The organism is Streptomyces sp. NPDC054842 (genome assembly GCF_053611025.1).
This window is the reverse complement of record NZ_JBSGZN010000002.1, coordinates 96,389-118,286: the sequence shown is the minus strand read 5'-3', so window position 1 is coordinate 118,286 and position 21,898 is coordinate 96,389. Positions and strand designations below refer to the sequence as shown.

Genomic DNA, 21,898 nt, shown 5'->3' with positions numbered 1-21,898 from the left:
TGCCGTCACCACGCTCGCCGAAACGTCTCCCCGCCGGGCTCTCCCAGCCCGCTGAACCGGCTGGTGACATGGTCAAGCCGTTGCTCGCCAGTACTCCGGAGACGGAACGGATCGCAGACTTCGCAGCGGCCCTTCGCGAGCGATAGCCATGGGGCGGGATCCTCGTCGTCCGGTGGCGAGAGGACGAGTCACGGCGGTCGGTGCTGTCGCGCTGTGAGCCCTGTGCCGGCAGGGACGCCGAGGCGAGACCGGGTCTTCCCTCACGTCGGCGTCCGGCACACGACTCCGGCGGGCGGGCGGGCGGACCGGCCTCGCCGGGCCAGAGGTCACTTCCTCTGCCGGCGGGCCTCCTTCACCTCGCGGTCGACGGCCCAGGCGTCGGCGACCGGCCCGAGGTGGCCGAGCTTGTCGGGGTTGATCACCGAACGAATGGTGTGGATCCGACCGTCGAGCACCTCCAGAGAGAGGACGTACAGCACCTTGGCGTCCCGGTCGCGGAAGATCGCGCCGGGGAGGCCGTTGATCTCGTGCGGCTCGCACGTCACGTCGACCCGGGCCATCAGGGGGAAGACGGATGCGAGCAGCCGGGCCACGTTTTCGGTTCCGCTGACGGCCTTGGCGAGCTGCGGAGCCTTGCCGCCGCCGTCCCCGACCAACTGCACGTCGGCCGCCAGCAGGTTGCGCAGCCCTCCTACGTCACCGTCCTTCAGCGCGTCGAAGAACCGCGTCGCCAGCTCCTGCCGCTCCTGACGGTCCGCTTCGAACCGGGGCCGTCCGGACTGCATGTGCCGCCGTGCCCGTACCAGCAGCTGCCGGCACGCCGGCTCCGACCGCCCCACCGCTTCGGCGACCTCGTCGAATCCGAAACCGAAGACGTCACGCAGGACGAACACCGACCGCTCCAGCGGGCTGAGTCTCTCCAGCAGCAGCAGTGCCGCCATCGACACGGAGTCGGCGAGTTCCGCTGAACGCGCTGGATCCTGGTAGGGGTCGCTGAGCAGCGGCTCGGGGAACCAAGGGCCCACATACTCCTCCCGCCGCACCCGTGCGGAGCGCAGTACGTCGATGGAGATCCGTGTCACCGTCGCCGACAAGAACGCCTTCACCGAGGTCACTTGGGTCGCCGACCCGTCGAAGCGCAACCACGTCTCCTGCACCGCGTCCTCGGCCTCACTCACACTGCCCAGAATCCGGTAGGCGATCGAGAACAGCAGCGGCCGCAGCTCCTCGAACTCCTCGACTTTGTTCACGTCGCGTCCTCTCCCCGTGCCCAGCGCCGCGCGGCCGCGCCCACCGGCGGCGGACGCCTCTGTGATCATCCGGGCCGCCGGTGGTGACATCAAGACCCCGGAGTCCGGCCCGAAGCTCCCCGGCGGACCCCGGGACGGTCGCTGATGCCGTTCAGTGGAACTGGCCGGGCTCGTAGTCGCCGGCCGGCTGCTGGGTGATGATGTTCAGCCGGTTCGCCGTGTTCATGAAGGCGACCAGGACCGCCAGGGCGGTGAGCTGTTCCTCGTCGTAGTGCTTGGCGGCCTTCGCCCACACCTCGTCACTGACGCCCCCGGCCGCATCCGCGACGCGGGTCCCTTCCTCCGCCAGTTCCAGCGCGGCACGCTCGGCCTCGGTGAAGACCGTGGCCTCGCGCCACGCCGCGACCAGGTGCAGCCGCACCGATGCTTCGCCGGCTGCGGCGGCATCCTTGGTGTGCATGTCGATGCAGACGGCGCAGCCGTTGATCTGACTCACGCGCAGGGCCACCAGCTCCTGGGTCGCGGCCGGCAGCGGCGAGTCCTTGAGCGCCTTGCCCGCCGACATGAAGTGCTTCAGGACCTTGCCGGCGGTCGGGCTGGCGAACAGGTTCAGTCGGGCGTCCATGGCGTTCTCCCCTTGTGGCTCGTCGGTGGCTACACCCCTGAGACGAGGCGGCCCGGCCCCCTGTGACACGGACGCTTGTGACCCACGTCTCGCTGCCGTCGGCGCACACCAGGGAGCGGAGGGGCGAACTGTCCGCGGCGCAGCTTGGAGAGGCGGCATGGCCGGTGGGTGGCTGCGTCACCGGCGTGATCCGTGTCGCCGACGTAAATCCGTCGGCAGGCCGTCGAGAAAGAGAATCGGATACGCCTGGGGACGGCATCCGAGGCGTGTCCTCACTGGACCGCGGCGCTCGCGACGCTTCCGGGTGCCGTCAGGTCTCTTCCAGCATCAGTTGCAGCAGCTCACGCAAGGACTCGCGCTGCTCCGCGGTGAGTCGTTCCAGGGGCGCGCCGGCGAAGGGCATGCGGCGGCGGAGGTCTGCGATGACGGCGCGGCCGGCCGTCGTGGCGGCGACGAGCTTGACGCGGCGGTCGTCCGGGGCGGGACGGCGCTCGACCAGACCACGGCGCTCCAGGCGGTCGATGATCGCGGTGACATTGGAGGGCTCCGCGTGCAGATGGTCGGCGACACGGCGCATCGGGACCGCTTCCTCGGTGGCGAGGAGCGCCTTGGCCTGAAGCGTGGTCAGCTGGTGGGCGGTGGCCGCGGCCTCGGACTCCTGCGCGTAGCGGCGGTTGATGGCCGCGAAGAGGCCGACAACCTCGCTCGTCATCTCATCCGGAGGCTTGGACATGAGAGGAGTCTATCCAGGAGCTTGACAACGTGAAATATCGGGGCCCATAGTTATCGACTATAGTAATTATGATCCATAAGTAAGGCGGAGAGATGAGCACCAAGACCGTCCTGATCACCGGCACTTCCTCCGGTATCGGCCTCGCCACCGCCGTCGCAGCCGCACAGGGCGGCTGGCGCGTCGTCGCCACCATGCGCGACACGACCAAGGCGGGCGCACTGCTGGCGGCAGCGGAGGCAGCCGGGGTCAGTGTCGAGATCCGCGCGCTGGACGTGACCGACCCGGCCTCGGTCTCGGCCTGCCTGGCCGGCCTCGACCGCCTTGACGCTCTGGTCAACAACGCCGGATCCGGCCACCTGGGCACGCTGGAGCAGCAGAGCGTCGAGGATGTGCGCGCCGTGATGGAGGTCAACTTCTTCGGGGTCCTGCACGTCACCAAGGCGGCCCTGCCCCTGCTGCGTGCGGCCAAGGGTCGCGTCGTGACCGTGACCAGCGTCGGAGGCGTGGTCGGCCAGCCGTTCAACGAGGCGTATTGTGCGGCCAAATTCGCGGTGGAGGGCTTCATGGAGTCGCTCGCCCCGGTCGCGGCGGCGGTCGGCGTGGCCGTCAGCGTGGTCGAACCGGGCGCGGTGGCCAGTGAGTTCTTCAGCAACGTGGCCGGCCGCGACTCCGCGGTCGAGCAGGCCGGCCCCTACGCGCCCGCTCTCGCCGCGTACCTGGCACGCACCCGCGACGCCTTCGCGGCCGCGCAGACTCCGCAGGGCGCGGCGGCACCGATCGTCGCGCTGCTGGCGGCCGAGCACCCCGCCTTCCGGGTACAGACCTCGGACGCCGCGCGCGCGTTCACCGCCGTGAAGCTCGCGGACGGCGACGGCTCGGCCGTGCAGTCGGTGACCAGCGCGTGGATCGCACAGCCCTAGCCGACAGGGCCACTTGGTCCAGGTACTGCCAACTCGGCGGGCCCGGCCCTGTGTTGTCGAGGTCACGCCGGCGGCTTCGGCATCGGGTGGAGACCGAGGCGTTGCCAAGCTCACGCCCCAATCCCGGTACCGAGTTTGGGGCCCACCGGCTCCCAGCGAGCGGCGGAGTCCCCGGGGCTCGAAAAGCCGACGTCCGCAGTCGGCACCGTCACTGAGCCGGCTCGGCGGGAGCGGGCAGGTCACCGTCCGCGCCGGATGGATGCACAGCGCGGTGGCTGGATCAGGCAGAAGCAGAGGGTGAGATAATCCGGCTGGACATGGACGCTTCGGCATTGAGGCGGGCGGGATGGATCTGGCCGGGCAGGATGAGGGGCAACAGCCGGTGGTGGAGCGCGGCCTTCGGACGTCGGCCGCTTTCGAGGGCACCGAGGGGATCGCGGCAGCACGCGCCATGGCCCGCGAGTTCCTCGCGCAGTTGCAGGCCGTGCACGGCCTGCCGGTGTCGAGCAGGGCGATGGGCATGGTGCAACTGGTGGTCAGTGAGCTGGTGACCAACGCGCGCAAGTACGCGCCGGGCCCGTGCATGCTGACCCTGGAGGCCCGCGAAGGCGCCGTGGAGGTGACGGTGTGGGACAGCAGCACCGTCCTGCCGACGATCCCGCCCCCGGACCCGGCCCGCGTCGGCCAGCACGGGCTGGAGATCGTCATGGCGGTGTCCCGCAGCTTCGAGATGCACCACGATCCGGTCGGCAAACGCCTCAAGGCGACCGTCGTCCTGGCCGACGACCCCGGCGGAGACCCGGCCGGGCATCAGGCGATGTGAGTCCCGGAGACTACGGGGCACATGAACTCGGGGACGGCTCCGGACAGAGGTCCACGCGCGGCTTCCAGCAGGAAGGGCCCTGTATCGAGCCGGGCGGTTGTGTGTTTAGGCTGAGGGTGAGTGCTTAGGCCACAGGCACACCGCGGGACGCGTCGCGAACAAGCGTGCGTTCCTGCGGTCCTTCCGTGTCCTTACGCCCTCAGGAGGTGCCGCTGTGATCGACGGAAACCAAGGGAAGTCCGACCCCTTGTCTGCCGCTCCCCACGCGGACGAACGCCTTCGGGACCCATCCACCGTCGCGGCGGGTCCACTTGAGGTACGCAACCGGCAGCTCGCGCGGGCCGCGGTCGAACCGGCGCAGCGGATCCTGGTCCACCGCTACCGTCTCGCCTCCCCCACCGCCGCGTTCGAACTGCTCAAGCAGACATCCCAGCGGTTCAACATCAAGCTGCACACGCTCGCTGACGCCGTGGTGCGTATCGCCGGCCCGGACGCCGGTGCCGGGCAGTGGTTTCCGCGCCGGGCCCGTTTCGTCGCCCCCGCTCTGCCCGGCCTTGCCCTGCAAGGGGCGGGAACCGAAAGCCACTCACTGGTCCTTCGGACCGCGCTGCGACGGGTCCTGCACATCACCGAAACCGACATGGGCAACGTCCAGCTCGCCGAGCACGGGATGCTGCGCCTGGAGAAGCACACCGGTCTTAACCGGCACTTCACGGACTTCTTCGCTTTCGTCCAGGACTCGACCACTTCGTGTGCGCAAGCAGCCGAGCAGCGTCAGCAGATCACGGTGAAAGACGTCGAGTCGGCCGACATCTTCGATGACGATTCCCGCCACGCCATCCTCCAGGCGGGGAGCCGCGCCGCGCACAGCCTCCCCCTGACCAGCCGCGGCCACGTGCTCGGCATGATCTCCTCCCACCACGAACGGCCCCTGACGGGCCTCAGCCAGACACAGCTCACCGCCCTGGAGAGGACCGGAACCGTCGTGGGCCGCTGGCTGCACTGGCACCGCCACACCGTCGTCCTCGACGCCCTCGAACACCTCCACACCACCGCACGCGATCACCGCTGATCCGGTCGCCTCCCAGCGCGTGTCCAAGACGCAGGCCGGGCGCGCTGGCCAAGACACCGCTTGTGATGACAGTCTGGGCGAGCGGGTGCAGGCTCTGGTCGAAACAGAGACGGTCCCTCGCGAACGGGGCTCGCTTAGGCAACCAGGCGGGAGCCGTCAACTCTTCTGAGGTGGACGGCTGTGTGTCCGCTCGACCGTGCCCAGTGCCTGGCCCCGCAGATACATCCCCAACCACCGCGGCACCCATGAGTCCCTCGTCCGCCCGCGCACCCCGGTTCGAGGGCCGAGCTGATTCCTGCTTGTGCCGACGTGGGCACGCCAGCGCGATCCAGTGCGATGACGCGCGGCCCTTTCGGCCTTGGCGCACAGCAGTACATGTGTACGGTCCGTTGCGTCGGCCTGTTCCTGGAGAACCCGCCGCGGCGCCGTGGCCGTCGAGCACCTGGCCGCGCAACTGGGCATCGACGACCCGGCGTGCCGGCGGCGGCCCGCGGCCCCTGCGCGGGCTGAATGTTGCCGGACCCAACGAGGAGTGAACGGGACCATGGTGGCTCCCCGCGTTCCGGAGTGTTGCCCGGGATAGGTGCCCGACAAAGGACTTCGTCGGAGTTGAAATCGGGGCCTTCGGGCCGGTGGTGAGGGTGCCGTTCACGCCCTCGACCGGGCCACAGTCGCCCTCCGGCGATGGTTCGCGCCCCCTGTGCCGCCCGCCTCCGACCAGCCGCTCACACGCCCGCCCGAGGCATCGAAGAAAGGGCTCTGACCTGGTGTTTTCCTGGGATTCGCCTAGCCTTGAGGAGTTCTGCTGGACACCATCGGAGGGGACATCGTGAGCGAGGAAGCCGCCAGGTACGACGCCAGCCACATACAGGTGTTGGAGGGGCGGGAGGCCGTTCGAAAGCGGCCCGGAATGTACATCGGCTCGACAAGTGAACGCGGCCTGCGCCACATGGTGTTCGAGGTTGCGGACCGGCCGGTGAACGAGGTTCTGGACGGCCGTGCCACATCCGTCGGCGTCACCCTCGCGCCCGACGGCGGCGTACGTGTCGCCGACGACGGGCCGGGCATTCCCATCGACGACGCCGGAGCCGCCGACGGCCCCGAGTCTGCGCTGATGTCTGCAGTTCTCTGCACGCCCGCCGTGGGGCTGTATCGATTCGACGTCCTCGTCAGGCGTGACGGTGCTCCTCCGGGACGACGCCCAGCGCCTGCTTGTGTGACAGTGCGATTCGGCGCCGGGTGGGGTCGACTTCGAGGATCTTGACGGCGAGTGCTTCGCCGACCTGAACGACGTCTTCGGGCCTCTCCACGTGCTCGTCGGCCAGTTCGGTGTTATGGACCAGTCCCTCGAATCCGTCCTCGGAGTCCTCGATGCGGACGAAGGCGCCGAACGGTACGAGTTTCGTGACGGGGCCGATGACGATCTGACCGACCTGCCGCGCGAGATCCTGCATCGGGTCCGGCTGCAGTGCCTTCAGCGACAGCGGCACACGCTCCCGCACCATGTCGACGTCGAGGACCTCGGCGGTGATCTCCTGGCCGACGCTGACGACGTCGGACGGATGGTTGATGCGCCGCCAGGACAGCTCCGGAATGTTGATCATCGCGGTGAAGCCGCCGATGTCCACGAAGGTGACGCCGAAGCTCGCGATGGTCGTCACCCTGCCGGTGACGACCTGGCCGCGCCGCAGAGTTTTCAGGAAGGCCCAGTCCCGGTCGCTCGGCGTCGGCTCGGTCTGCCAGCGGGCACGCAGGACACCGTCGCTGTCCGGCAGTACGGCGGTGAACAGAGGGAAATCTTCACCGGCATCTATGGATACGACGCCGGCAGCACGCGCGCCGGCGAGCTGGGAGGTCACCGCCGCGAACCGGGTCTCGTCCACGACCGTGCTCGTGATCTGTCCGTCCTTGTCCTCCCGGAGGACCTCCACCAGGCCTTCGTCGGGCAGAGCGGCCACGGCCGTGTCGACGTCGGTGAGCAGGTCCGGCCAGACCGCCAACCGGGAGCGCGGGGCCAGCTGGGTGCGCACGATCTCGATGGAGTCGCGGGTCAGGCGGTGCCACCGGGAGGCGTTCGCAGCGGAGGACTCCTCCAATGGTATGTGGCGCGGTGGGCGCTGACGGTCCAGTGCAGGCGGCCCCAGAAGTCGGCGTCGGCCGGCCGCTGCTGGTGCTGTGGGTCGTCGGGGGCGAAGTCGTACGGCGATGCGTTCAGTCGTTCGGGGAACAGGCCGAGCGCACGGGTGCGGGTCAGCGCTCTTTCACAGGGCCGACTGCTGCCGAGGTAGAGGTACTGGTCCCAGCCGACGTGCACCGTGAAAGCTCCCTCTGCCTCCAGGCGGCACCAGACCCCGTTGTCGCGGAGCATGGCCCGGACCAGTTCCAGGCCGACATCGATCGACACCAGTGCGCCGTCGTGAAACCCGGCGGGGCCGGCGGGGAAAGGGCCGGCCGGACCGTAGCCGTCGACCGGTGGCTCCAGGCCGAAGGGGGCGAAGCCGCCGAGTTGCGGCTCGCGGACGGCCAGCTTGTCGACGCCGGTGTCCTCGGCGAAGGCGGCGACAGCCTGCAGGTAGGCGGCTTCGACCGGTCCGTGATCGCTGATTGCAGGCTCGGTTCCGGTGTAGTGGCCGTACTCGTCACGGTCGGCGGGGTTGCACTTGGTGACCCGGTAGACATGGGGCATCACGTCACTGCCCGCCCGGGGTCGACGGCGCGGGTGTGTCTTGGTGGCGTGTGAGGACGCGGTGGACGCCGGCGCGGCTGACGGACTGCGCCTCTTCCCATGCGGTGACGACATTCCTCTGTTCTCCCTGGGGGCCGAACAGGCTCAGGAACTCGGCCGGTTGATCACCCGCGTTGGTCAAGGCGTGGGGCAGCCGGGTGTCGAACTCGGCGGCCTGCCCGGCGACCAGAACGAGTTGCCGGGTGCCTGCCAGGATGCGCAGTCGTCCGTACAGGACGTAGACCCAGCTGTACCCCTGGTGCGTGTGCGGTCCCTCTGAGCCGGCGGTCGTCGCTCCCGTCGCCAGCACGTGCTTGTGGGCGCGAGGACCGCCGTAGTGTCGGACCAGGGGCAGGACTGTCTGCGCCTGACCGGGCACGGCGACGGGACGCAGATGGATGCGGGGATCGCCGGTCTGCGGCGCACCGACCAGCTCGTCGAGCGGCACACCGTAGGTGGCCGCCAGCGGCAACAGCAGGTCGAGGGTGTATTTGCGCTGCCCGGACTCCAGCCGCGACAGCGTGCTCGGGGAGATACCGCTGCGCTCGCTGATGTCGTCCAGGGTCGCGCCGCGCGACTGTCGCAGCGTACGGAGTCGTTCCCCCACCGTCAGCAGCGCCGCCCGCAGATCGTCATGGTGCATTCCCGCATCTTGCCAGGTCGGCAAGGCGCCTTGGGCGAGGGGAACGGCAGGCCACAGGATCGCCGGCGAGAGAAGGGACCAACATGGCACTCACGCACAACTCCCAAGAGCCAGAGGCCGACGGCCGACTCGCCCCGGTCACCGACGTCGTGGTGATCGGTGGCGGCGCGGCCGGCCTGAACGCCGCGCTGACCCTCGGACGCGCCCGCCGCACGGTGTTGCTCGTCGATGCCGGACAGCAGCGCAACGCGCCCGCACCCAGCATGCACAACTACCTCGGCCACGAGGGCATCGCTCCGTCCGACTTCCTCGCTGTGGCGCGGGAGGAAGTCACACGCTACGGCGTGCGGCAGACCGCGTCCTCGGTCGTCGACGCGAGACGTGCCGGAGGCGGTGACTTCGAGGTCACCCTGGACGACGGCAGCGTGGTCACGGCGCGTCGTCTGCTGCTGGCCACCGGTCTGGTGGACGAACTTCCCGATGTGCCGGGGGTGGCCGAGAACTGGGCACGTTGGGTGCTTCACTGCCCCTACTGTCACGGCTGGGAGGTACGCGGCCGGCCTCTGGGTGTGCTCGCCACCAGCCGTGTCGGAGTGGAGCAGGCGCTGCTGTGGAGTCAGTGGAGCAGCGACATCACCCTGTTCACGCATACGGCACCCCCCTTGGACGACACCGCACGCGCGCGGCTCGCCGCGAGGGACGTTCGGATGATGGAGGGAGAGGTGTCGCAGTTCGACGAGGGGTCGGACCGTTTGCGGTACGTCGAGTTGGCCGACGGGCGGCGCCATGCGGTGAGCCACCTGGTGGTCGCGCCCCGGTTCAACGCACGGCTCGCGGGGGTGACCGGCCTGGGCGTCGAGGTGGCGGAACTGACCCTGTTCGGACAGGTCGCGGGTCGCCATGTGGTGACGGACGCGCAGGGAGGGACGAGCGTGTCGGGTGTGTACGCCGCGGGCAACGTCACGAGCCTCACGGAGACCGTGATCGGATCGGCGGCTGCCGGCCTGAAGACTGCGGCAGCCCTCAACCTGGACCTCATCACCGAGGACACCCAGCGAGCCATCGCCTCCAAGGCCGTTCCCGATGTGTCGCGACGTGCGCCGGCCTCCGGTGACGGTCGTCGGCCCGGCGGGTGACGACGAGCCGGCCCGAGAGACCGATGGGCTGCCGCAGGACGTGGCGTCGTAGCCTTTCGCGTACCCCCATCCGGTGGCTCGCGTACCCCCGCCCGGTGGCTCGCGTGCCCCCGCCCGGTGGCTCGCGTGCACCTGCCCGTGGCATCAGCGGGCGTTGGGACGAGACAGATGACCCCTGCGCCGCGTGAGCACTCGGGGCAGGGGCCTGGTGTCCGACGGCTGCGGAAGGGGCGCAGGGTCGTCCTCACCCTGGCATCACGGGTTCGTGAACCGGTACGGGTCCGGCACAGGAAGTGCCGGACCCGTCCCAGGCTTCGTGCTGCTCACCAGGCGTTCAGGTGCAGGCCTGTACACCTTCCAGCCAGGCCGGGCCCTGGATGTAGATGTTGGTGACCCAGGCCTTGTAGTCGGGGAGGTAGGACCAGACGTCGTTGGTGTAGCCCTCGGCGGTGACGCTTTCGGCGTGCTTCTGGCACTCGACGCGGATCGTCGTCGCGTCGGGGAAGGCGTAGACACGCCGGCTGTCGAGGGCGGCATCGACGTGGGTCCACACCCCGGTGCCCCACGTGCGGTGGACATGGCCGGTCACAGCCCCGGTGTTGACCCGCAGCGCGCCCAAGTAGTCGCCGCCCAGGCGCACGTCACTGACCATGATGCGGGTGCCGGACTGCCGGGCCTCGACCATCTTGCCCGCGCCGAGGTAGATGGCGATGTGATGGATCTGGTCGGGAGGGCCGTAGGCCAGCAGGTCGCCGGGGAGCAGTGGTGCCTGGCCCTGGTCGGCGGTGAAGCGTGCGGCGGCGCGGACGCTGTAGTACTGGGTGTCCGCGCTGCCGTTGAGGATGTCGGAGCCGGCCGCCTGCGCGTAGGCGTAGCGGACCAGGCCGGAGCAGTCGAAGCCTTTGCGCTCGGGGTCGTGTTCACTCGCGGGATCGGTGGGATCGATCTGGCCGTAGGTGGCGCCGGGTTGGGCTCCGTGGCCGCCGCCCCAGCTGTACCAGGTGCCGGCGGCGACCTGGCCGCAGGCGGCCGCCACCGCTCTGGCCGCGGCGTCGGAGGCGCCCGGCGCGAGCACGCCGCAGGTGCCGGCGGCAGCCGTGGCCGGTTGCGCGGCGGACGCCGCGGTGCTCGCTGCCGCCGCTGCGGTCCCGCTCGAAGGGTCGAGCAGGACCATGGCCGGCAGTGCCATGAAGAGGGTGAGGATGGTGATCAGTGTGCCGCGGATGCGCGTACGCATGTGGTCTCCCCCGTCGGTCGGTGGTCGGGGCTCGTCGTCCGGTGTCCTGCCGGTCCGGTGGCGATGCCTTCGCCGCAAGGCTGGTTCGGCCGTGGCGGCCGTGTCCAGACACGCGAGGTCGACCGTGCGGGCGGGAAACGGGAAACCCCCGAGGGAAACCCCGGCCGCCGCCGACGCGTGGCACGACAGCCTCAGCCGTCGCAGGACGTGGCGGCCTCCGGTCGAGCGGTCGCCTCTCGTCCGCGTTTCCAGTCGGCTGCGCCGCCGAGCCGGCACACGGCCGCGAGTCCGGCGTCGAGGTCGAAGTTCCACAGCCGTACCGTGCCGTCGTTGCTGGCGCTGGCCAACGTCCGGCCGTCGGGGGCGAATCGGACGCCCCAGACCGCGTTGGTGTGGCCCGTCAGCGCGGCGAACAGCCGACGTCCGGGCACGTCCCACAACCGGACGGAGCGGTCGTTGCCGCTGCTGGCCAGCGTGCGGCCGTCCGGGCTGAAGGCGACCCCCCGCACCGATCCGGTGTGCCCGGTCAGAGTCTTCAGGAGCCGCCGGTCGGCGGTGCGCCACAGCCTCACCGTGCCGTCGTTGCCGCTGCTGGCCAGCGTGCGGCCGTCCGGGCTGAAGGCGACGCCCCGCACCGCGCCGGAGTGCCCCTTCAGTACTCCCAGCGGGCGTCGTCGCGCCACGTCCCACAGCCGTACCGTCAGATCGTCCCCGGCGCTGGCCAGCGTCCGGCCGTCCGCACTGAACGTGACATCGTTGGCAAAGTCCGTGTGGCCCCGCAGCGTGTCCAGCTCACGGTGGCTCCGGGTGTCCCACAGCCGGACGGTGTGGTCGGAGCCGGCCGAGGCCAGGGTGCGGCCGTCCGGGGCGAACGTCACCGCGAACACGGACCCCGCATGTCCTCTCAGGACGGCCAGTTGTCTGCGTTCCGCCACATCCCACAGGCGGACGGTGGCATCGGAGTCGGCCGAGGCGAGAGTGCGGCCGTCCGGACTGAACGCGACGGCGAAGACCGAGCCCCGGTGCCCTGGGAGCACCGCCAGCTGTCTGTGCCGGGCCACGTCCCACAACCGCACGGTGTGGTCCGCGTGGGCGGTGGCCAGCAGGGCCCCGTCGGGACGGTAGGCCGCCTTCCACACCTCGGTGAAGGGCCGCGCGGTCAGCACCGAGCGGTCCAGGTCCCAGACCACGGTGGACTGGTCGAACCCGGCGGTGGCCAGCAGGGAACCGGACGGGCTGACCGCCACGCCCATGACGTAGTCCGTGTGTCCGGACAGCGTTGTCGTCAGCCGGCGGCTGTCCACGTCCCACAGGCGTACGGCTCCGTCGCCACAGGCGCTGACCACGGTGGTGCCGTCGGACGTGAACGCCACGGCGTTCACGTCGTCACCGTGACCGGTGAGCGTGGCGAGCGGTTTGTGCCGGTTCACGTCCCACAGGCGTACGGTGCGGTCGGCGCCGCCCGTGGCCAGGGTGCGGCCGTCCGGACTGAACGCGGCACCCAGCACTCCGTCGGTGTGTCCGGGGAGGACGACCGGCTTACGGCGTCCGGTCAGGTCCCACAGTCGTACGGTGCCGTCGGCGCCCGCGGAGGCCAGGATGCGGCCGTCGGGAGACCAGGAGAGCGCGTCGATGTCTCCGCTGTGACCGGTGAGGGTGTCGACCGGCCGGCTTGCCAGGCCCTCCCACAGCCGGATCCGGCCATCGGCACCCGCCGACGCCCAGCGCTTGCCGTGCGGCGCGAACACGACGTCTCCCAGCCGCCCGCGGTGCGCCCGCACCGTCGCGACGGTCCGGCGGCGCACCGTGTCCCACAACTGCACCGTGCCGTCCGTGCGGCCCGCCGCCAGCAGGTGTCCATCGGCTCCGAAGGCGACCGCCCGTACCTTGCCGGCCCCTGTGACGGTCGCGGTCCGGTGTCGGTCCGCGGTCCGCCACACCGCGACGGTGCCGTCCGAACTGGCCGTCGCCAGCCGCTTGCCCGCGGGGTCGAAGGCCACGTCGTTGACCGGTCCGCGCTGACCGGTGAGCCGGCCGGCGAAGTACTGGGCCTGCGTGCTGAGCAGCGCGCCGCGGGCCTCGGTGGTCGGCGACGTGCGGTAGGCCCGGGCGGCCATGAGCATGGACTCCTCCGGCTGTCCGGCCGCGAGGGACGTGGAGGCCACGGCGAGAGCCTGCGAGCGGGCGACGCGCCCCTGGTCCACCGCGCTGGACCGCTGCTGCACTGCCAGTACACCGGCGGTCAGGGCCAGTGCCAGCAGTCCGGTCAGCGTCGCGAGCAGCCTCCGCTGCTGACGACCGTGCCGCCTGGCCTGCTCAAGGCCGCGCCGCTCCTCGGCATCGCTCGCCGCGAGGAACCGGGTCTCCCGCGGGCTGAGTCCCGCCGCGCCGTCCACGTCCTCGGCCGCCCACAGCCGTACGGTGGCGAGCCGGCCGCCGCGGTAGAGGACCGACGGGTCCCGGTCCTCGCGCTCCCATTCCGCGGCGGCGTCGGCGATCTGCTGCTGGACCAGCATCCCGGCGCGGCCCGCCTCGATCCATTGCCTCAGCCGCGGCCAGGCGTGCAACAGCGCCTCGTGCGTGATCTCGACGGAGTCGCTGTCCAGGGTGATCAGCCGCGCGCGGACGAACGCGTCCAGTGCCCTGGCGGCGTCCTCCCCCTCGGTCGACTGCTCCAGCAGCGCCGAGCGGTCCACCCGCCGCCTCGTCTGTCCGCCGCTCTCGTCGACATGCACCAGCCGCACCAGCATGCGGCGGATCATCTTCTGTTCGCCCGGATAGAGCCGCGCGAACACGTCCTCCGCGGTCCGGGCGACCGCTCCGCGGATGCCGCCGGTGCGCTCGTAGCCGGCGAGGGTGAGGGTCCGGCCCTCACGCTGCTGCCAGGTGGCGAGCAGAGCGTGGGAGAGGAGGGGCAGCGCGCCACGCGGGGCCGGCGAGGAATCGGCCGGGCCGGTGCCCGGTTCGGTCAACGGACCCAGGTCGCGCAGGATGAGCTGGACCAGGCCGTTCTCCATCGTGAGGCCGGCGCGCTCCGCCGGGCGCGTGATCGCGGTGCGCAACTCGCCCACCGTCATCGGGCCCAGGACGAACAGTCCGTCACCGAAGGCCGCGGTCAGCTCCGGATGTTCGAGGCACCGGCCGCAGAAGTCGGCTCGTACGCCCAGGACCACGACGGCCGCGGGCGGCGGCTCCTGCCGGGTCGAGCGCGGTCCGGTCGTGCCGGCGGCCGCTGACAGGGACAGCACGCGGATGAACGTGCGCCGCTCCGCCTCGTCGGCGCACAGGGTGAAGACCTCTTCGAACTGGTCCACCAGCAGGACCAGGCGGTTGCGCGGCCCCCGGTCGCCGTCCGTCGCCGGCGGCCCGTCGGTGAGCGAGTCCACGGCTCGGAGCAGGAGGTGCGGATCGCGGGCCAGGTCGTCGGTGGTGATGCCGAGATCGGTACCGAGGACTTTGGCCACGCAGTCCAGCAGTTCCTGCAGCGGGTGGGCGGTGGGCGTCAGCACGGCCACCGCCCACTGGGCGGAACCGGCCATGGGCAGGGATCCGCCGCGCAGCAAGGGCACCAGGCCGGCGTTGAGGAGCGAGGACTTCCCGGAGCCCGAGGGTGCGACCAGCATGAGCGGCCCGAGGTCGACGCGTTCGAAGACGCGGTCCAGTAGGGCCGCGCTCGTCCGTTCCCTGCCGAAGAACCACTCGGTGTCCTGCGCGGTGAACGCCGACAGCCCTCGGTAGGGGCTTTGTTCGCCCTCTCCCCCGGTGGCACGCCGCCCCGGACCGTCTTCGGACGCCGCACGCGGTAACAGCCGCAGGAGTTCCCCTTCGGCCGACAGCACGTCGTCACACCGGCGCGCCACGTCCTCCGTGGGCGGTTTCGCGCCGTTCTCGATCTTGCTCAGATAGCCCTTGCTGTAGTGCACCTGACGCGCCAGCGCCGCCAGGGACAGTCCTCGTTCGTGGCGCAGTTGCCGCAGCCGCACGGCGAAATCGGCCGCATGCGTCTCCGGTCTCCCGACTGCGAAAGCGCTTCCCGCCCTGTCCGGTCGCTCGTCCACGCCACCCCCATGGCCGTCCGTGCTGAGCCGCCGGCCCGGTCAAGACCGACGAACCCATCACGCTACCGCCCGGCACTGACAGACCACGGGTAGCGGTAGGACGTATTCCGGACATGTCGCACGGGGAGGCGCGACACCCGGCCCGGCAGGAACCGACGGGGGTTTGGGGGCTGTGGGTACCGGTAGCACGGAAGGCCGGACGGCGTACGGGGCGGGTGCGCCGGCGGAGGAAGCAGGCGGGAAATCAGCCGTCGGAGGCGCGGATCGCCCGGTCCGCCTCGGCCAACTGGTCGCGCTTGTGCGCGGCCAGCCGTTCGACCCGGTCGCCGCCGGCCTTCAGGATCTGCTTCTGGTAGGCGGCGTCGACGGCATACCAGACGCCGACCACATTGGTACGCCGCTTGCACTCCACGTCGGCCTTCGCCACGGCCTTCTCCCGCTCGGAGACGCGACTGCCGCTGAACTCCTTGTCGTTGATGGCCTGCCAGGGGTCCCGGTAGTGGTGGCCCTTCTCGCTCATGCACGCCGCCCATGAGCGGAACGCCCGCTTCACCCGCGCGTCCTTCGCCGCCTTCAGCACGCTGTCGCTGTTGATGCGCCGCACGGTCTCCGCTTCGCCGAACTGCCCCTTGCCGCCGAGGGAACGTTGCGCTTCGCCCATGCAGCCCCCGTCCGGGACAGGTGCGCCCCGGTAGGTCAGGGGTTCGCGGCTGCGCGCCTGGGCACTGCCGGGCGCCGGACCCGCCAGGACCGTCAGTTGGGCCTCGCTCAGCCGGGGCGGGGTCGGTGGCGCGGCCCTCATGGCGGCGGGAACGTGGTACCCGCTGGTACGCGCCAGTCGCGCGTCGGCGAGGCCGTAGCGTCGCTCGGTGCGCGAACGGATCACCGGCGCCCGCTTCCCGTCGGACGGCCGGTAGTCGATGCCGTAGCGTTTCATGCACGCCGCGGCCAGGAGGTGCTGCGCCCGGTTCAGCCGAGCCCACTCCGCGTCGCTGAACTGGTAGCGCTCCAGAGGCAGTCGAAGCTCCGCCGGGTCGAGTACCGTCGGCGTCGTCTCGACGACGGGGCGCCGCGCGGCCCCGTCACCGTCCGCCGCGGATGCGGAGCAGCCGACGGCGCACGCCATCAGCACAGCAGCCGCGGCGAGTGTCCTCGCGGTCATGACCATCCCCCAACTCACGTGTCCCGTACTCGTCTGTGCGCTGCCCCCGCGCCCCGCGAAGGCAGCGGACCGAGGGGCTCGTCCGATACGGACGAGCCCCTGCGGCCGCGAAGTGCGCTGATCACACCCAGTTGAACGACGCGTTGTCGTTCCAGGTCCTCACGAGGTTGACCGAGCCGTACGCCGGCACGTCGTCGTAGGAACCGCTGAAGTTCTCGTTGTAGTACACGCGGCCCAGCGGGCTCCAGCGGTTGTACGCCGACGCCGAGTTGTTCTTCACCCGCTCGCCCTGGCCGGAACCCCCGGACAGGAAGACGTCGCTGCCGAAGTCACTGGTGGAGTAGTAGTAGTCGTGGAAGGAGCCGCTGAGGTTGCCGCCCCAGTACATGCACATCTCGGCCGCCTCGCAGACGCCGTTGTGTCCCGCTGCCTGGGCGGAGCCCGACGTCGCGACGGTTCCGGCCAGGGTGGCCGCCACGACGGCTCCCGCCGCGGCGATCTTCTTGAAACGCACTGTCGTCTCCCCGTGATCGATGATGGTGCCTGGTCTGTCGAACACCTCCAATGTCGTGCCGCCTCTCGGCACCGGGCGACCCGTTTCCCGTTGCCCGTGCCGTTCAGGGCAGGGAAACCGGCTCTCACCAGTCCTTGTCGGCGAGGCGGTCAACCCGATCGCGGCGCGGAGCCCGCTCGACCACCACAAGCGGGTGCTTGCGAGCACCCTCACCGCCGTCGACGGCGGCTCGCACGGGACCGCGAGCCGCTCGTGCGACCGAACCGGGGGCTTTCCGTGGTGGCTTGATTTGTTGAAGGCGCCCGAGAGCCGGACCGTATCAATCGCTACGAGAACTATTGACGCCTACATGACATGTGCCCTTCACTCGGCGCAGGCCCGGAACCGGTTCCGGTACCGGTCCCGGCAGACGTCCCCCACCACTTCTTCCAAGGAGGAGTGCCGTGCTGAGGAATCCCCCACGCCCTCCCACAGACCGCCGCCGCAAGCACCGCGCCTGGTCGACGGCCCTGGCCGCACTCGGTCTTCTGTTCGCCGCTCTGTACAGCGGCGCCCCTTCACCCGGTCCCGAGCCGAAGGCCGGGGATTTCCACGCCACCCCCCAGGGAGCCCAGGTCATCCGGGTGGCGGAGTTCCTCGCCGAGTGCCCCTACAGCCACCGGCTGCCCGACGACCCGATCGTCTTCCCCGGCCTCCCCGGCGCCTCTCACATGCACAGCTTCTTCGGGAGCCGGGTGACGAACGCCCACACGAACGTCACGGACCTGCTCCGCTCGTCGTCCACGTGCAGCCCGGCGGTGGACACGTCTTCGTACTGGGTGCCGACGCTCTACCGGAACGATCAGCCGGTGGAGCCCACCGGCACCACCTTCTACTACCTCGGTGAAGGGGTCCGGGACGACGTCATCCAGCGCATACGCCCCTTCCCGCAGGGGCTGCGGATCGTAGCCGGGAACGCGAAGGCCACGGGCACCAACGACCCCACGTCCGTGGCTCGTTGGTCCTGCCTGCACCACGGCGAGGTCAACCCTTCCAAGGACTTCGTGACCTGCCCCGCAGGGTCGATGCTGGAGTCGTACCTGGACTTCCCGCAATGCTGGAACGGTAAGGACCTGGACTCCGCCGACCACAAGAGCCACATGTCCTACCCGGTCAACGGCGAGTGCCCGACCAGCCATCCCGTTCCCGTGCCGAAGCTGCGCCAGGTCCTGCGCTACCCGGTTTCGGGCTCCACCCAGGGCCTGCGGCTCGCGTCGGGACCCGGGTACACCATGCACGGTGACTTCTTCAACGCGTGGCCCGAGAACGAGCTCGCCCGCAGGGTCACGAACTGCATCAACGCCATCGTCAAGTGCGGAGCGGAGGGCAACCCCTCCTGATCCTCCGTCCCCAGGCACCCAGCCCCGACACGCCAGAGCACCGAGAAGCAGAGGAACAGCGATGACGACACCCACCGTCGCTGGAGCAGGTAGGACCCTGGCCGCCGCTCTGCTCTGCGCACTGAGCGTGTCGGGGTGTGCCCACTCCCCACAACAGCCCGTTCCCTCCATGACCTCAACAGTTGAACCCGGTCAGCGCTCCCCCGCCCTCGGCGCGACCCAAGGCCATGCCGTCGCCTCCGCGGGGAGCTTCAACGCCACGGATCTCGGTTGGATACAGCTGATGATCGCGATGGACGGTCAGACGCAACGGCTTCTCGATCTGGTACCGGGGCAGAGCGCAAGCACGAAGCTCAAGACCTGGGCCGCCGGCGCCTCGGACCGCAATGGGGCCGAGCTCTCGGCCTTACGGGCCCTGCTCGCCGCCAGAGGCGCAGCCGACGACAATCCGCACAAGGGCCACGACATGCCCGGCATGGTGGACGAAGGGCAGCTGCGAGCCTTGGAGAGCGCCAACGGAGTGCGTTTCGACGTCCTCGCACGGTCCGCCCTGCACGACCACTACAGCCAGGTACGAAAACTGGCCTCAAGCATTCAAGAGGCCGAGGCGAGCGCAGACGTTCAAGAGGCCGCCCGCAAGGCGGGAGCGGACGCCACGAACGCCCTGCGCGACCTCGGCCACCTCTGACAGCTCTGCCCTGCACCGACTCACGTGCCGGGGCAGGTCCTTACGACCATGGGCAGAGTTCGTTCAAGGCCCCTCGCATCGGTCCACGAGAAGAGGGTGATGCGAGGGCTCGGCGGTCCGTTTCCCACCGGTCGGCTGTCCCTCGCTCGCCGGCTAGGACGTCCGGGCGCAGGCGGTCCGGTCGCCCAGGACGCACACGGTCACGTCGTCCAGGGCACGCGGTCACGTCGTCCGGCGTCGCCAGCGCGGCCCGACCGTCTCCCACTCCCGCGCCCACAGGTCGTAGCGCCGACGGTCCAGCCGCCACCGTACGGCCCGTCCGCCGGCGTACGTCATGCCACCGAAGGCGGCGCCCGCGCCGGCACCCAGGAGCGCGGACTCCGTCGCCGCCTCACCCGCCGAGGGCGGTTCCCGGGTGAGCCGGCCCTGACCGTCGGTCCATACGGGCACGATCGCACCCGCCTCCCGACCGGCGTCCACCCACGCTCGGGAGGTGTGCGTGCCACCGTCCGGAGCGGTCCAGCGGACCTCCGCCCGCACACTGATCCGCTGAGGTCCCTCGGCCATCGGGACGGCGTCCATGGTGCTCTCCAGGAGCACGCCCTGCGCGGGGCGGAGTGCGGCCCGCCGCTCCGCGAAGGACTGGTCGATACCGTGCGCCGTCATCGCGCCGACGAACGTGCCGCCCAGCGAGACGGCCGCCCATACCGCCACCACGATCCATGCCTCGACGACGTCGGCGTGCCGCCGCAGCGGATTGCTCCGCCACCGCCACATCAGGTGTCGTCTGGTGCTCGCGTACTCCGCCTCCGGCATCGGACTGCACCTCCCGGTCGTCCCCCTACAAGGTGACATCGGGTGGGCCATGACCGCATGTGCTGAGCGGTCGGGGGTCTCGGGTGCACCCGGTCCGGGCACGAGAGGACTCAGGGGCCGTTCGGCCCTGATGACGGGAAGTTTCTGCATCCGGTCACCCCTGGTCACGGGGCGACCGTACCCGGTGACCGTGCGGTTCAGCCGCGATGTGCCTCGGGGCCGGAGGCAACCGCAGCGCCCCTACCGTGCCGAGCGCGACGGTGTCGCGCAGCGGGGGTGCCCTCGTGAGCGGCGGACTGCCAGCACATGGCACGTGTAAGAGCACCCGGCGGCGACGCCGAGCGTCGAGCGTCGAGCGTCGACAGAACCGTCGCGCCGATGTCATCGCCGCACTCGGACCCGGTCAGGACGCCGCGGTCAGACGCCGGGGAGGGCCATCCACAGCTGCAGGTCCTGGGTGACCAGCCGGCCCGGTCGTTGCGTACCGGAGTCCGGGACCGTCACTCGCACCACCGACGTGTCGCCCTTCACGATTGTCACTTTCGCGCCGTCGAAGTCCGGTGCCTCGTCGCGGACGGTGGCCCGCAGCTCGTCGACGGCACTGTCGGCGGTAGCCCTGTCCTTGGCCACGACGCACATCACCTCGGTGTTCCGGCCTCCGGCGGAAACCCGTTGGCCGAGTGCGGAGAGTCGCACTCGCTTTCCGGCCGTCAGTGGCATGACATCGGCGCGATAGACGTCGCCGAGGCATTCGGCGACGCGCTGATAGTCCTTGTTGTCGGCCAGGGAGGCGCCGTCATCGGGGTCGACGTCAGCCAGGGCGTCGGCGCCGCCCATGGAGTAGGAGACCTCGTCGTCCGAGACCTGGAACAACGGTTGTTTCGTGCCGGACCGCTGCCAGAACTTCCGGCCGTCCTTCTCCCGCTGCTGGTAACCGTCGGACTTCAACGACTTGATGAGGGCATCCGCGTCGAACGGGCCCTTCAGGAGCCCGGCGTTGGCGCTTTCGACGGAGCTGTCGATCCGGGACGGCTTCAGCTGCTTGCCCCAAGGCCGGGGGTCGTATGCGCTCGCCGTCGTGATGCGCGGCTGGGTGATGGCGTCGTACTTCTTGGCGTCGCCATGCTTTCGTGCGAGCGCGGGGTCCATGTAGAGCACCTCGGCCGAGGCGGCGTCGTCGGACAGTTTCCCCAGGGCCGCCAGCAGTCCTGACGCCTCGTCGTCGGAGCCGGACGAACAACCCGTCACGGCCGTCAGCAGCAGAGCGGCGGATGCGGCGGGCAGGGCTGACTTGCGGAGGCTTATCGGCATGACGGAGGAGCCTATCGGCACGGCCTCACCACGCCCAACCGGATCGAGCGACCACTGAGCGAGGCTCGGGCAACGAGGCAGCGAAGCAGTCAGCGACGCCCCGGTGAACGCGACGCACCCCCTCGCGGACGTAGGGCACCCGCCTCCGCCGCCCGCGGGATGTGTCCCCTTCTCGCTGCGATGCTCCCGGACGCGGGAGCCGCGATCCGTGGCATGGGTGCGCCTGGAGGCACGGGCTTTGCCGGTAGCGTGATCGCCGCCGCACGCGGGGTCCGTGTGGACGGCCGACCCGTGCGAGAGATTCCGATGGCGAACGAGGGACTGTGATGAGCGAACCGACGAAGCCCACGATCGAGGTTCCTGAGGGTGCCCCGCCCACCGAGCTGACGATCCGGGACCTCGTGATCGGGGACGGACCCGAGGCGCTGCCGGGCAGGGTCGTCCAGGTGCACTACGTCGGGGTCACGTTCGCGTCCGGCAGGGAGTTCGACTCCTCCTGGGAGGCGGACCGGCCGTACAAGTTCGCCGTGGGCGGCGGCAAGGTCATCAAGGGCTGGGACCGGGGCGTGCGCGGAATGAAGGTCGGCGGGCGACGCGAGATCATCGTTCCCCCGCGTCTCGGTTACGGCAAGCAGTCGCCCTCCGCCCTGATCCCCGCGGGCTCGACGCTGATCTTCGTCGTGGACCTGCTAACGGTCGTCGGCGGCCCCCCTGGAGCGAGGCCCTGACAGACCGGCCCGTACTGAGCACGGCTGCGTCCACGAAATGCCGTGAGGCGCCAGTGCCCTCCGGCGACGACCACACAA

Annotated in this window: 19 protein-coding genes; 7 read left to right on the top strand and 12 right to left on the bottom strand. The window is 70.4% G+C overall.

Annotated features, from left to right (window positions below):
• Positions 1-326 precede the first annotated feature (326 nt).
• The 3 genes from ACWGIS_RS02255 to ACWGIS_RS02245 all read right to left on the bottom strand — a co-directional run bounded on the left by ACWGIS_RS02255 (position 327) and on the right by ACWGIS_RS02245 (position 2,608).
• Positions 327-1,250, bottom strand: coding sequence for an RNA polymerase sigma-70 factor (locus ACWGIS_RS02255; protein ID WP_453360528.1), 924 nt, complete (start codon positions 1,248-1,250; stop codon positions 327-329).
• 151 nt (positions 1,251-1,401) lie between these two features.
• Positions 1,402-1,875: a carboxymuconolactone decarboxylase family protein gene (locus ACWGIS_RS02250; protein WP_453360527.1), complete on the bottom strand. Its 474-nt coding sequence runs from the start codon at positions 1,873-1,875 to the stop codon at positions 1,402-1,404.
• 310 nt (positions 1,876-2,185) lie between these two features.
• Positions 2,186-2,608, bottom strand: a complete 423-nt coding sequence (locus tag ACWGIS_RS02245) for a MarR family winged helix-turn-helix transcriptional regulator (protein WP_453360526.1) — start codon at positions 2,606-2,608, stop codon at positions 2,186-2,188.
• Between the two features lie 92 nt (positions 2,609-2,700).
• Between ACWGIS_RS02245 and ACWGIS_RS02240 the strand changes: the two genes are divergently transcribed.
• From ACWGIS_RS02240 to ACWGIS_RS02230, 3 genes are all read left to right on the top strand, one after another.
• Positions 2,701-3,528, top strand: a complete 828-nt coding sequence (locus ACWGIS_RS02240; RefSeq protein WP_453360525.1) for an SDR family NAD(P)-dependent oxidoreductase — start codon at positions 2,701-2,703, stop codon at positions 3,526-3,528.
• A 346-nt stretch (positions 3,529-3,874) separates the two neighbouring features.
• Positions 3,875-4,351: an ATP-binding protein gene (locus ACWGIS_RS02235; RefSeq protein ID WP_453360524.1), complete on the top strand. Its 477-nt coding sequence runs from the start codon at positions 3,875-3,877 to the stop codon at positions 4,349-4,351.
• Positions 4,352-4,598: 247 nt separating this feature from the next.
• Positions 4,599-5,423, top strand: a complete 825-nt coding sequence (locus ACWGIS_RS02230) for a GAF and ANTAR domain-containing protein (protein ID WP_453360523.1) — start codon at positions 4,599-4,601, stop codon at positions 5,421-5,423.
• A gap of 1,169 nt (positions 5,424-6,592) precedes the next feature.
• Here ACWGIS_RS02230 and ACWGIS_RS02225 read toward each other — a convergent pair.
• Genes ACWGIS_RS02225 through ACWGIS_RS02215 form a run of 3 tightly spaced genes read right to left on the bottom strand, consistent with a single transcriptional unit; the run spans position 6,593 to position 8,791 of the window.
• Complete coding sequence (locus tag ACWGIS_RS02225) at positions 6,593-7,453, bottom strand: S1 RNA-binding domain-containing protein (protein ID WP_453360522.1); 861 nt, start codon at positions 7,451-7,453, stop codon at positions 6,593-6,595.
• Between the two features lie 20 nt (positions 7,454-7,473).
• Positions 7,474-8,109, bottom strand: a complete 636-nt coding sequence (locus tag ACWGIS_RS02220; protein WP_453360521.1) for a hypothetical protein — start codon at positions 8,107-8,109, stop codon at positions 7,474-7,476.
• Positions 8,110-8,113: 4 nt separating this feature from the next.
• Positions 8,114-8,791, bottom strand: a complete 678-nt coding sequence (locus ACWGIS_RS02215) for a helix-turn-helix domain-containing protein (protein ID WP_453360520.1) — start codon at positions 8,789-8,791, stop codon at positions 8,114-8,116.
• Between the two features lie 83 nt (positions 8,792-8,874).
• Between ACWGIS_RS02215 and ACWGIS_RS02210 the strand changes: the two genes are divergently transcribed.
• Positions 8,875-9,927: an NAD(P)/FAD-dependent oxidoreductase gene (locus ACWGIS_RS02210; RefSeq protein WP_453360519.1), complete on the top strand. Its 1,053-nt coding sequence runs from the start codon at positions 8,875-8,877 to the stop codon at positions 9,925-9,927.
• Between the two features lie 334 nt (positions 9,928-10,261).
• Here the strand turns inward: ACWGIS_RS02210 and ACWGIS_RS02205 are convergent, their stop codons facing one another.
• From ACWGIS_RS02205 to ACWGIS_RS02190, 4 genes are all read right to left on the bottom strand, one after another.
• A complete protein-coding gene (locus ACWGIS_RS02205; protein ID WP_453360518.1) occupies positions 10,262-11,164 on the bottom strand; it encodes a C40 family peptidase in 903 nt (300 codons plus the stop codon).
• A gap of 191 nt (positions 11,165-11,355) precedes the next feature.
• On the bottom strand, positions 11,356-15,147 hold the full coding sequence (locus ACWGIS_RS02200; RefSeq protein WP_453360517.1) for an nSTAND1 domain-containing NTPase: 3,792 nt from the start codon (positions 15,145-15,147) through the stop codon (positions 11,356-11,358).
• A gap of 319 nt (positions 15,148-15,466) precedes the next feature.
• Positions 15,467-16,384 (bottom strand): hypothetical protein, encoded by a 918-nt coding sequence (locus tag ACWGIS_RS02195; RefSeq protein ID WP_453360516.1) that lies wholly within the window; start codon positions 16,382-16,384, stop codon positions 15,467-15,469.
• Positions 16,385-16,505: 121 nt separating this feature from the next.
• Positions 16,506-16,898: a peptidase inhibitor family I36 protein gene (locus tag ACWGIS_RS02190; RefSeq protein ID WP_453360515.1), complete on the bottom strand. Its 393-nt coding sequence runs from the start codon at positions 16,896-16,898 to the stop codon at positions 16,506-16,508.
• A gap of 443 nt (positions 16,899-17,341) precedes the next feature.
• Between ACWGIS_RS02190 and ACWGIS_RS02185 the strand changes: the two genes are divergently transcribed.
• Together ACWGIS_RS02185 and ACWGIS_RS02180 are read left to right on the top strand one after the other, a co-directional pair.
• Entirely contained in the window at positions 17,342-18,277 is a 936-nt protein-coding gene (locus ACWGIS_RS02185) for a DUF1996 domain-containing protein (RefSeq protein WP_453360514.1), read from the top strand.
• Positions 18,278-18,446: 169 nt separating this feature from the next.
• Positions 18,447-18,965 carry a DUF305 domain-containing protein gene (locus ACWGIS_RS02180; protein WP_453360513.1) on the top strand — a complete coding sequence of 173 codons (519 nt, stop codon included), beginning with the start codon at positions 18,447-18,449 and terminating at the stop codon, positions 18,963-18,965.
• A 222-nt stretch (positions 18,966-19,187) separates the two neighbouring features.
• On the opposite strand, the gene ACWGIS_RS02175 is transcribed toward ACWGIS_RS02180, so the two are convergent.
• Together ACWGIS_RS02175 and ACWGIS_RS02170 are read right to left on the bottom strand one after the other, a co-directional pair.
• Positions 19,188-19,781, bottom strand: a complete 594-nt coding sequence (locus tag ACWGIS_RS02175) for an Rv1733c family protein (protein ID WP_453360512.1) — start codon at positions 19,779-19,781, stop codon at positions 19,188-19,190.
• A gap of 417 nt (positions 19,782-20,198) precedes the next feature.
• Positions 20,199-21,092: a hypothetical protein gene (locus ACWGIS_RS02170; RefSeq protein ID WP_453360511.1), complete on the bottom strand. Its 894-nt coding sequence runs from the start codon at positions 21,090-21,092 to the stop codon at positions 20,199-20,201.
• A 326-nt stretch (positions 21,093-21,418) separates the two neighbouring features.
• Here ACWGIS_RS02170 and ACWGIS_RS02165 point away from each other — a divergent pair, with 326 nt between their 5' ends.
• Positions 21,419-21,820 (top strand): FKBP-type peptidyl-prolyl cis-trans isomerase, encoded by a 402-nt coding sequence (locus tag ACWGIS_RS02165; protein ID WP_453360510.1) that lies wholly within the window; start codon positions 21,419-21,421, stop codon positions 21,818-21,820.
• The last annotated feature ends 78 nt before the right edge of the window (positions 21,821-21,898 follow it).

Bases quoted from the DNA above. Each gene is read 5' to 3' on its own strand.
- ACWGIS_RS02210 (WP_453360519.1), top strand. From the start codon at position 8,875: ATGGCACTCACGCACAACTCCCAAGAGCCAGAGGCCGACGGCCGACTC.
- ACWGIS_RS02235 (WP_453360524.1), top strand. From the start codon at position 3,875: ATGGATCTGGCCGGGCAGGATGAGGGGCAACAGCCGGTGGTGGAGCGC.
- ACWGIS_RS02215 (WP_453360520.1), bottom strand. From the start codon at position 8,791: ATGCACCATGACGATCTGCGGGCGGCGCTGCTGACGGTGGGGGAACGA.
- ACWGIS_RS02195 (WP_453360516.1), bottom strand. From the start codon at position 16,384: ATGACCGCGAGGACACTCGCCGCGGCTGCTGTGCTGATGGCGTGCGCC.
- ACWGIS_RS02220 (WP_453360521.1), bottom strand. From the start codon at position 8,109: ATGCCCCATGTCTACCGGGTCACCAAGTGCAACCCCGCCGACCGTGAC.
- ACWGIS_RS02240 (WP_453360525.1), top strand. From the start codon at position 2,701: ATGAGCACCAAGACCGTCCTGATCACCGGCACTTCCTCCGGTATCGGC.
- ACWGIS_RS02250 (WP_453360527.1), bottom strand. From the start codon at position 1,875: ATGGACGCCCGACTGAACCTGTTCGCCAGCCCGACCGCCGGCAAGGTC.
- ACWGIS_RS02165 (WP_453360510.1), top strand. From the start codon at position 21,419: ATGAGCGAACCGACGAAGCCCACGATCGAGGTTCCTGAGGGTGCCCCG.
- ACWGIS_RS02180 (WP_453360513.1), top strand. From the start codon at position 18,447: ATGACCTCAACAGTTGAACCCGGTCAGCGCTCCCCCGCCCTCGGCGCG.
- ACWGIS_RS02205 (WP_453360518.1), bottom strand. From the start codon at position 11,164: ATGCGTACGCGCATCCGCGGCACACTGATCACCATCCTCACCCTCTTC.
- ACWGIS_RS02170 (WP_453360511.1), bottom strand. From the start codon at position 21,092: ATGCCGATAAGCCTCCGCAAGTCAGCCCTGCCCGCCGCATCCGCCGCT.
- ACWGIS_RS02175 (WP_453360512.1), bottom strand. From the start codon at position 19,781: ATGCCGGAGGCGGAGTACGCGAGCACCAGACGACACCTGATGTGGCGG.
- ACWGIS_RS02245 (WP_453360526.1), bottom strand. From the start codon at position 2,608: ATGTCCAAGCCTCCGGATGAGATGACGAGCGAGGTTGTCGGCCTCTTC.